Origin of the sequence: Sphingomonas sp. S-NIH.Pt3_0716 (assembly GCF_003950715.1) — a bacterium.
Lineage (GTDB): Bacteria > Pseudomonadota > Alphaproteobacteria > Sphingomonadales > Sphingomonadaceae > Sphingobium > Sphingobium yanoikuyae_A.
In genome coordinates, this window is sequence record NZ_QLJK01000064.1 from 1 (window position 1) to 8,669 (window position 8,669).

The following is an 8,669-nucleotide window of genomic DNA, read 5'->3' on the forward strand; positions in this document are numbered from 1 at the left end:
AGGAGATGAGGACGATGTCGGCTCATCTCATTCTGCCGGGGCTAGCCCCGGCAGAATGAGATGAAGGGGCCACCAACTAGGGAATTTTCAAAGCCCACTTTTGCGGAGAATTGCAGGACCGATGACACTCACGAGCTCACGAGCGATAGAGGTTCGGCATCATACGGCGCAGCGCGTCCACCTTCGGCGCGTCGTTGATGACGATATACGGATAAGTCGGGTTCTTCGCCATGAAGTTCTGGTGATAGCCCTCAGCCGGATAGAAGCGGCTCGTATGTTCGATCCGGGTGACGATCGGGCGGGCGAAGGTGTGCGCCGCCGTGAGCTGCTGGAGATAGGCCCGCGCGACCCGCTCCTGGCCAGCCGACTGCGGAAACAGCGCGGTCCGGTACTGCGTGCCGTGGTCAGGCCCCTGCGCATTCAGCATCGTCGGATCGGCGACCACCGAAAAATAGATGCGCAGCAGCTCGGCATAGCTGACTTTGGCAGGGTCGAACACGACCCGAACCGCCTCTGCGTGCCCGGTCGTGCCGGTCGACACCTGCTCGTAGCTGGGCGAACCGGTGGTGCCGCCGGCATAGCCGGACGTCGCAGACACAACGCCCTTCACATGGTCGAAGACGCCCTCGACGCCCCAGAAGCAGCCGCCCGCGAAGATCGCGGTCTCGGTCTTGCCTGCGGCCGGCGTCGTGACCCGCGGCTGAGGCGCATTGACGAACGTCTCGGCGGACGCACCGACGGCCGAGGATGCCGCGATCATTGCAACCGCCACGACACCGCCGAAGCCGAGATAGGAAACTGAACGCATAGCCGGAAAACTCCTTTTGCTACCCGGACATACGCAGCGTGGGGCCGACAGGTTACGCGTAACCGCCATTCGCGATCGAGCGTAGGAGGGGCATGACCCAGACATCCGATCGCCGAGCCTTTCTCACCACCAGCGCCCTCGCGCTCGCCGGCGCCGCCATGGCAGGCGCGGCCTTGCCGGCGTTCGCGGCAGCGCCGCGCCCCTTACGCCTCACCGACGCGGAGTGGCGCCGGCGCCTGTCGCCGCAAGCCTATGCCGTGCTCCGGCAGGCTGCGACCGAGCGCCCATTCTCCAGTCCGCTCAACGCAGAGCATCGCACCGGCACCTTCCTTTGCGCTGGCTGCGCGCTGCCGCTGTTCGCCGCTCGGACCAAGTTCGACAGCGGCACCGGTTGGCCGAGCTTCTGGACGCATCTCCCCGATGCGATCGTCACGAAGAGCGACACCAGCCTGTTCATGGAGCGCACCGAAGTGCGCTGCGCGCGCTGTGACGGGCATCTCGGCCATGTGTTCAACGACGGCCCGAAGCCCACGGGCCTGCGCTACTGCATGAACGGCGTCGCGATGCGCTTCGCGCCTGCCGATCGCGCCTGAGCCTTTTCCCAAGGAGCGATCGATGCGGCTCACGGATCTCGGCTGGCTTCTCATGGGCTGGCGCCCCTCTGGGGACCTGGTGCTCCTCCACCATCATGATGCGATGCTGAAGCCCGACCCGTCGCGAACGGTGGTTCGCCCGTTCGCACCCGGCTATCCCGCCGGGCATGACGGGGAGGGCCGCTCGCGCCTGCGCGTGATCGCCGAACGCATCATCGGCTACGACGACGCCCAGGTCGCCGCGACGCTGCGCAGCGTCCTCGCGTCCATGGACGGCCGCCATCGCGATGTGAAAGCGACGTTTCGGCGTCGCTTCGCCGAGCTGCTCCCGATGCTCAACGGCGTTTCACCGCTCGACGAATCCCGGCAGCATCTCCTCGCCGCCTCGTTCACCGAGGAATATGCGTTCGAGGCGGCCGCGCTCTTCAATCCGAGCGCCGTGCTTCACCCCGACCAAGCCGGCGTGCCGGACGGTAGTCTGCGCTTCGTCATGTCGCTCCGAGGCATCGGCGAAGGCCATGTCTCCTCGGTCAGCTTCCGCACCGGCCTATGGACGCCAGGAAGCGGGCTCGAGATTGATCCGGTCGGCCGCACGACCCAGCCGCCGATCGTCGACAACGAGGCGGTCCGGGCAGGCCCGGCGAGGCTCGAACTGCATTGTGGGGGTAGCCACGTCGTCTCGGAGACGGTGCTCTTCCCCGTACTCCCCAGCCAGCGCCAGGGCATCGAGGATGTTCGGCTGGTCCGCTTCGTCGAGGCCGATGGCGAGGTCACATATTACGGCACCTACACCGCGTTCGACGGAATGACCGCGCGCTCCGAGATGCTGGTCGGGACAGACTTCCGCTCATGGGAAATGCGCCAGCTCGCTGGCGACGCGACGGCGGCCAAAGGCATGGCGCTGTTCCCGCGCCGGGTCGGCGGCCGCTACGCCATGCTCGGCCGACAGGATAGCGAGAGCATCTGGCTGCTCTTCTCCGACGATCCCTTTACCTGGAATGGCGGCGCCAAGCTGATCGAGCCGCGCTACCCTTGGGAGACGGTCCAGATGGGTAATTGCGGCTCGCCCCTCGAGATCGAGGAGGGCTGGCTGGTATTCACCCACGGCGTTGGGCCCGTGCGCAACTACGCGGTGGGCGCCTGCCTGCTCGATCGCGACGATCCCTCACGCGTGCTCGCTCGGACGCCCGAGCCTATCCTACAGCCCAGTCCCGACGAGCGCGACGGCTTTGTCCCGAACGTCGTTTATAGCTGCGGCTCGATGGTCCACGGTCGCGAGCTGCTGATCCCCTATGGCGTGGCCGACAGCTTCACCGCCTTCGCGACGGCGCGCGTCGACGATCTTCTCGCCGCCATGCAATGACGAGGGCGTCCAGGAACGGCCTCACGCCCCGCTCAGCGATCGAGCATCATCGCCGCCGAGCTGCCCACGACGATAATCAGCAGCACCGCCATCGCCGCGGCCGTTAGCAAGGTATCCCGCTGCCGGACGAACAGCACCAGCATCAGCAGAACCCGCCCGACGGGTAACGCAATGAACAGGCCGACGCCGACCAGATTGAGAACCGCGCCGGCGTGCAAGCCCGGAGGCAAGACGAGGCCGACCGCCACCAGAAGCGTGGCCACGCCCGTTCCGACCGTGAGAAGGAGCGAGATCGGACGCTCTGACGATCCCATGCTCACCCGCCGCCCAACGTAAGGAACGAGGTTCCGGCCGCGGCCAGCGCCATCTGCACGGCGAGCACGAGGAGGATCACGACGAACATCACGCGCAGGCGATCGGGGCGCAACGCTTTCAGCGCCCGCGCGCCGGCGATCGACCCCGCGACCGATCCCAGGCAGATCGGTGCCGCGCGCGTGAGATCGAGGGCGCCGGTCAGGAAGTAGGCGATGGCACCGGCCGCGGCCGTGACGCCGATCATGAAGTTCGACGTCGCGGAGGAGACCTTGATCGGCAGTCGCAGCGCGCTGTCCATGGCGGGGATCTTGAGCACACCGCTGCCGATGCCGAGCAGCGCTGACAACATGCCCGCACCGAACATCATCCCCATGGCGAGCGGCAAGCGATCGATCCGATAAGGGGTGCCGTCCGGGGCAGGATCAGGGTCAATACCGTCGAGCCTGCGGGCGAAGGCGGCCGGGTTGCCTGCCATGGCCATTCTGACGGTGCGCGGGCGCACCATCTGCCAGGCCGACAGCAGCATCACGAGTGCGAACAGGAGCGACAGCAATCGGGCTGAGAACAGTCCCGATGCCACGACGCCCGCCAGCGCCCCGGCCGTCGTCGCGACCTCCAGCACGATCGCGAGCCGCACATTGATCAGCCGTGCGCGCAGGAAGGCGGGCGCGCTGGCGCAGGAGCAGACGATGACCGACACCAGGCTGAGACCGATCGCTGTCCGGATCGGCAGATGCCCGAACATCAGCAGGATCGGCACGAGGAAGATGCCGCTCGCCATGCCCAACATGCCGCCGACCGCGCTGGCGACGGCGGACATGGCGATAAGTGCAAGAATATCCGTACCTAGCACCTCGACCACACCTATCGCGTTCAACCGGATGGCCACGCGGGGCCGAAGGCGAGCCTCAGTCCTTGCTCCCATCAGGACCGGCGCGCAACCAAAGGTCGCATGCCAGCCCCGCCATCGTCACAGCGCCGAGTGGTCGCGCGCGGCCGCTTCGATCGACGCCTTCATCGGGCGCATCGCATCATCCACCGCGGCCGGATCAGCGCGATTGCGCTTCACCGTCTCGATGCGGTCCGGACCGCCGCGCACGACCTCGAGGTGATCCTGCGCCATCGCCTCGATTACCTCCCGGGCCACATCCTCAGGCGTTTCGCGGCCGCCATCCCGAGCCAGGCCGGAGGTGGCCATCATCGGGGTCTCCGTGGCGGTCGGGTAGACCGTCAGGACGCGGACACCTTCCCCGTCCAACTCGCGGCGCAGCGCCTCGCCGAAATGCGCGATGCCGGCCTTCACCGCAGCATAGGGCGTGTAGAACGCCATGCCGACGAGCGCGATGCCCGAGCTGACGTTCACGACCAGCGCGTCTGCGCGCTCCTTCAGAAGCGGCAGCGCAGCACGCGTGAGCAGGATTGGACCCGTCAGGTTCACCTCGACCATCTGGCGGATCTCGTCTTCTTCGATCGCCTCGAGGCGTCCCGCCCGCACACCGCCGGCATTGTTGACGAGGATGTCCAGGCCGCCGAGCGTCCGCGTCGTGAGATCGAGAGACCGGGCGCGACCATCGGCCGTCGTCACGTCAGCCGAGACTCCGCTGACCGTGCCCAGGCTCCGCAGCTCACCCAAAGCCTTGTCGACCGCCTCCTGTCGGCGGCCAGTGATGGCGACGCTCGCGCCCGCCCTCAGCAACTCGCGCGCGATCTCGAGGCCGATGCCGCTCGAACCGCCCGTCACCAGGGCACGCTTTCCGCTAAGGTTCATGTTTCAACTCCATGGAGGGTCACGACAGAGGGGTTAGAACTGGGTCGACCATTCGGTCATCCAGTCCGGGAGATGGTCGAGCGCGAACGCTTCGACCTTGCGGTCGAACCCGGTCAGGATGAAGATGCCGACCAGGAGGAGGAGGACGCCCAGCACCGCCTTCCCGCGGCCGCCAGCCATCATCATGCGACCACGCCACCGGGCGAGCGCACCGCGTGCCGCAAAGGCGATGACCAGCAGCACGGTCGAGATGCCGAGCCCGAAGGCGATCATGACGAGGGCGACTTCGCCCAGGTCCTTGCCTTCGGCCGCGAGTGCGACCGCAGCGCCCAACGTCGGGCCGACACAGGGCGCCCAGACGATGCCGAGCAGTGCCCCGACCAGCGCCTGTCCCCACAGTCCCGCCCTGTCGTCCAATGCCGTTTGGCGCCGGCTCGCCCAGGCGGCGAGCGGGGTCGCCAAGCGGGTAAGCACGTCCTGCAGCTTCGGCACGAGCAGGACTATGCCGGCAACGCAAAGAACGACCGCGCCGGCCGCGCGAACGACCAGCGTGTCGAGCCCGAGCGCCTGGCCGAAGGCGGCAACGATGAACCCGGTCGCCGTGAACGAGACTACCAGCCCCGCAGCCAGCGCCAGCGGCGCGAAACGATGCCGCTGCGCCGCAGACGAGAGTACGATCGGCACCAGCGGGAGGACGCAGGGCGACAGAATGGTGAGCGCGCCCGCCGCATAGGCAAGCGCGGGATTGAGAGCGGACGCCATCCTCCGCGTCAGGCGATCGCGCTGTGGATCACCGCGGAAACCTTGCCGTCATCGGTCTCGTGCGCGATCCGGGCCGTCTCGCGCTTGCCGTGGAACGCGATCACCGTCGACTGCATGGTCGCCCCGAACTTCTGCCACAGCGGCTTTTGCGTGTCGTAGTCGATGCGGAACACCTGCATGTCGCGATACGCAGGCTCGGCCGTCACTCGGGCGATCGTCTTCGCCTGCTCCCGGCAGACCGGACACCAGGGAGCATGGACCCAGACGAGGATCGGCTTGCCCGCCTTCTGCGCAGCGTCGAACGCTGCCTGATCGAACGGCCGTACTGCGGGCGCGGCGGCAACGGCAGGCGCCGCCACCATCACGGTGGGAATGCTGGCGGCTAGAACAGTAAGTGCCGCGATCGAAGATGCGTAGCGCATAGGAACCTCCCTGACATTGAAGCTTCCGCTCCTACGGATCGTCCCTGCATCTGGTTACACGTCCCCCAACGGCATTTAGAACTGTGCCGCGCCTGAGGCGCGGCGCCCCCTTGATGCCAGTGCCCTCCTACCAGGAGGGCAATCGGCGCCGGGGAACACCAAGGGCGGCTGCCCTTTCGTTCCCGAACGACAATCGACCGCCCGTGTAATCCGCCAAGCGTGGCGCCCGACGCCCTGCAGGGCGCCGGCCACGCTAAGGCGGCTCGCCCGCGCCAGCGGTAGATTCTCGCCCTCCCTCCCCATCCCGTTCCTCGCCGGAAAGGCAGAGCCGGTTGCTGTTGCGACCGGCTTTCAGCCTCGAAGGAAAGGAAAAGTGACATGGGACGGATCACCGACAACCGAGCCGACATCTATCAAGAAATCACTGACCAGATGATCGCCATGATCGAGGCAGGCACCCGGCCTTGGTCGAAATCGTGGAACGGCAGCACCGCGCTCAACATCCCGCTCCGCTCGACCGGCGTTCCCTATCGCGGCATCAACGTCCTGACCCTGTGGGTCGCTGCCATGACGAAGGGCTATGCCTGCCCGCATTGGCTGACCTTCAAGCAGGCGCTCGCGCTCGGCGGTTGCGTCCGCAAGGGCGAGAAGGGTTCAACCGTCGTCTATGCCAACAAGATCGAGGTGGACGCCGACGAAGGCGGAGAGCGTGGCGAGGATGGCAAACGACAGGTGGCGTTTCTCAAGCGCTACACCGTGTTCAATGCCGAGCAGATTGACGGCATCGAAGCCAAATATGCAGCTCCCGCGCCGATCATCACCGCGACTAATCCCGATGAGCGCGACGCCGAACTGGACGCGCTCTTTGCCCGCGTGCCTGTCACCCTCAAGCACTTCGGTTCCCAGCCCTATTATCAGCCGAGCGGCGACCATGTCGTCATGCCCGAATTTACTGACTTCCATACCAGCGACGATTATTATTCGACCCTAGCGCATGAGCTGTGCCACGCGACGGGTCACGTCGACCGCCTAGCCCGCCCCTCACTCATTTCCACGGAGCGCGAAGACTACGCCCGCGAGGAACTGGTTGCCGAGCTTGGGGCCGCGTTCGTCAGCGCGACGATTGGCATCAAGCTCCACGACCGCGAGGACCACGCCGCCTATCTGGCGAACTGGTTGCAAGCGCTGCGCAATGACAAGCGGTGCATCTTCACGGCGGCGCGGCTCGCGCAGGACGCGGCCGATTGGCTGCTGACCCGCATGGCCGTCGAGACGGCGACCGAACTTGAGGAAGCGGCATGATCCAGCCCGACGACACCGGCCCCGAAGGGGGCCGGGCAGTCGCGAGCCGGTTGGTCTATGACCCCCGCCTCGCGACCGTGGACGAGGCGACGTTCAACAAGCTGGTCGCGCTGATGCGCGACGGCGCGCCTATCAAAGGCGTTGTTCGCCCGCCGGTTGGTCGGCGTTCAACCCGATCTATTCGGAGCGAAGCCGATCACCCACATGCACCGCGCGAAGCCCGGCCCCGCCTCGACCTGGAGTCCGGAACCTGTCGTGGAAAAGCTGGTCCGGGCTGCGCATGATCCGCAAGCGACGTTCGGCGTCGGGCGACCGTCCCTGTCGCCCGAGGAGCGAGCCGCCGTCCTCGACGGCGCGGCGAACTGGCTGCGGATCGCGCAGCGCGTCCGCATCGTCGGATCGTTCGCCTCCTATGATGGTCGCGCCGAACGGCGCATCGGCCGCAAGGGTGTTATCTGGCGCTTGTGCAGCCCGGTCGTTGCGGATCACACCTATGTTTATCTCGACCCGATCGGCGCCGAGCGTGTCGAGAAAATCGCGATGGTGGAGCTGCGCGACATCGAGCCGACCGATGACGCGCTACTGGTCTCCGTCCCCTTTGTCGTTTGACCGTCTCCCGGATCGCGCGCCGCTGCCCCACTGAGCGGGCCAGCGGCGCTGGGGGCGTCGAGGATCAGCCGTCGATGAAAATCGGCGTGCCGCCTTCCGGCTGCACGTGACGAAGGTAGCCAGCGAGGAAGTCCAACCCGTTCGCCCACGCGATGGCGGCCTCCTCGGCAGTCGGATACCAGCCCGTGTTCACCGTCACCGACACGGTAAAGCCCATCGTATCCGTGCGGCGGAACGTCGCGCCCATCAGCTCCCAGTGAAAATGAACCTTGTCGTCGAATTTCATCACGTGAAGCGCGCGGTCGAAGTGGAAGAACACCGGGAAATAGCTTCCCGCGTCAGCGACCTTCTCGGCTGAATCGAAGGCAAACTCCACATATCCGCTCACGCGGTGCCCCTCGCTCTCGTCGACGAGCGCGCTCACGCATCCCACACTTCCAAAAGCCGATTCCGGCGCGTTCAGCGAGGCAACCAGGTCGTGCAGCGCCTCGTCGCGTGCGAGCTCGGGAATGTCGGCGAGGCGATCGAGCCTGCCCTTCAGGTTCTTGAAGCCGTAATTGGCGTCGCCATCCTCGCGGATCTCGCCAGTCCCGCCATAGGGGCCTCTGTGCATTGTAGGGACACGGATTCACGGTAGGCATCGACGTCAGGGGTAGCGAACTATTTGCGCAGGTTCTCGATGCCAAGTTCGCGCCATATCCAAGTGAAGTCGTAGGTGGCCATCGGG

Annotated in this window: 12 protein-coding genes; 5 read left to right on the forward strand and 7 right to left on the reverse strand. The window is 66.3% G+C overall.

Going from position 1 to position 8,669, the window contains the following annotated elements; genetic code table 11:
* Positions 1 to 136: 136 nt before the first annotated feature.
* The gene (msrA, locus tag BRX37_RS25450) at positions 137 to 808 is read right to left on the reverse strand and encodes a peptide-methionine (S)-S-oxide reductase MsrA (protein WP_125990236.1); all 672 of its coding nucleotides are present in this window, start codon (positions 806 to 808) and stop codon (positions 137 to 139) included.
* Between the two features lie 92 nt (positions 809 to 900).
* Between msrA and msrB the strand changes: the two genes are divergently transcribed.
* Complete coding sequence (msrB, locus tag BRX37_RS25455) at positions 901 to 1,401, forward strand: peptide-methionine (R)-S-oxide reductase MsrB (protein ID WP_125990238.1); 501 nt, start codon at positions 901 to 903, stop codon at positions 1,399 to 1,401.
* 22 nt (positions 1,402 to 1,423) lie between these two features.
* Positions 1,424 to 2,764, forward strand: a complete 1,341-nt coding sequence (locus BRX37_RS25460) for a glycoside hydrolase family 130 protein (RefSeq protein ID WP_125990240.1) — start codon at positions 1,424 to 1,426, stop codon at positions 2,762 to 2,764.
* Between the two features lie 32 nt (positions 2,765 to 2,796).
* Here BRX37_RS25460 and BRX37_RS25465 read toward each other — a convergent pair whose 3' ends face one another.
* The 5 genes from BRX37_RS25465 to BRX37_RS25485 all read right to left on the reverse strand — a co-directional run bounded on the left by BRX37_RS25465 (position 2,797) and on the right by BRX37_RS25485 (position 6,031).
* Positions 2,797 to 3,027, reverse strand: a complete 231-nt coding sequence (locus tag BRX37_RS25465) for a DUF1634 domain-containing protein (RefSeq protein ID WP_206434227.1) — start codon at positions 3,025 to 3,027, stop codon at positions 2,797 to 2,799.
* 53 nt (positions 3,028 to 3,080) lie between these two features.
* Positions 3,081 to 3,899 carry a sulfite exporter TauE/SafE family protein gene (locus BRX37_RS25470; protein ID WP_206434228.1) on the reverse strand — a complete coding sequence of 273 codons (819 nt, stop codon included), beginning with the start codon at positions 3,897 to 3,899 and terminating at the stop codon, positions 3,081 to 3,083.
* A gap of 150 nt (positions 3,900 to 4,049) precedes the next feature.
* Complete coding sequence (locus BRX37_RS25475; RefSeq protein WP_125990244.1) at positions 4,050 to 4,847, reverse strand: SDR family NAD(P)-dependent oxidoreductase; 798 nt, start codon at positions 4,845 to 4,847, stop codon at positions 4,050 to 4,052.
* A 33-nt stretch (positions 4,848 to 4,880) separates the two neighbouring features.
* The gene (locus tag BRX37_RS25480; RefSeq protein WP_125990246.1) at positions 4,881 to 5,609 is read right to left on the reverse strand and encodes a cytochrome c biogenesis CcdA family protein; all 729 of its coding nucleotides are present in this window, start codon (positions 5,607 to 5,609) and stop codon (positions 4,881 to 4,883) included.
* An 8-nt stretch (positions 5,610 to 5,617) separates the two neighbouring features.
* A complete protein-coding gene (locus tag BRX37_RS25485) occupies positions 5,618 to 6,031 on the reverse strand; it encodes a thioredoxin family protein (RefSeq protein ID WP_125990248.1) in 414 nt (137 codons plus the stop codon).
* Positions 6,032 to 6,409: 378 nt separating this feature from the next.
* On the opposite strand from BRX37_RS25485, the gene BRX37_RS25490 reads away from it, so the two are divergent.
* From BRX37_RS25490 to BRX37_RS27525, 3 genes are read left to right on the forward strand one after another with little or no spacing between them, the layout of a single operon-like run.
* Positions 6,410 to 7,333, forward strand: a complete 924-nt coding sequence (locus BRX37_RS25490) for an ArdC family protein (RefSeq protein WP_125990250.1) — start codon at positions 6,410 to 6,412, stop codon at positions 7,331 to 7,333.
* Positions 7,330 to 7,617 carry a hypothetical protein gene (locus BRX37_RS27520; protein ID WP_267224378.1) on the forward strand — a complete coding sequence of 96 codons (288 nt, stop codon included), beginning with the start codon at positions 7,330 to 7,332 and terminating at the stop codon, positions 7,615 to 7,617. The genes BRX37_RS25490 and BRX37_RS27520 overlap by 4 nt, the downstream gene beginning before the upstream one ends.
* On the forward strand, positions 7,589 to 7,942 hold the full coding sequence (locus BRX37_RS27525; RefSeq protein ID WP_267224380.1) for a hypothetical protein: 354 nt from the start codon (positions 7,589 to 7,591) through the stop codon (positions 7,940 to 7,942). Before BRX37_RS27520 ends, BRX37_RS27525 begins: the two co-directional genes overlap by 29 nt.
* 64 nt (positions 7,943 to 8,006) lie before the next feature.
* Here BRX37_RS27525 and BRX37_RS25500 read toward each other — a convergent pair whose 3' ends face one another.
* The gene (locus tag BRX37_RS25500; RefSeq protein WP_125990252.1) at positions 8,007 to 8,555 is read right to left on the reverse strand and encodes a hypothetical protein; all 549 of its coding nucleotides are present in this window, start codon (positions 8,553 to 8,555) and stop codon (positions 8,007 to 8,009) included.
* Positions 8,556 to 8,669 lie beyond the last annotated feature (114 nt).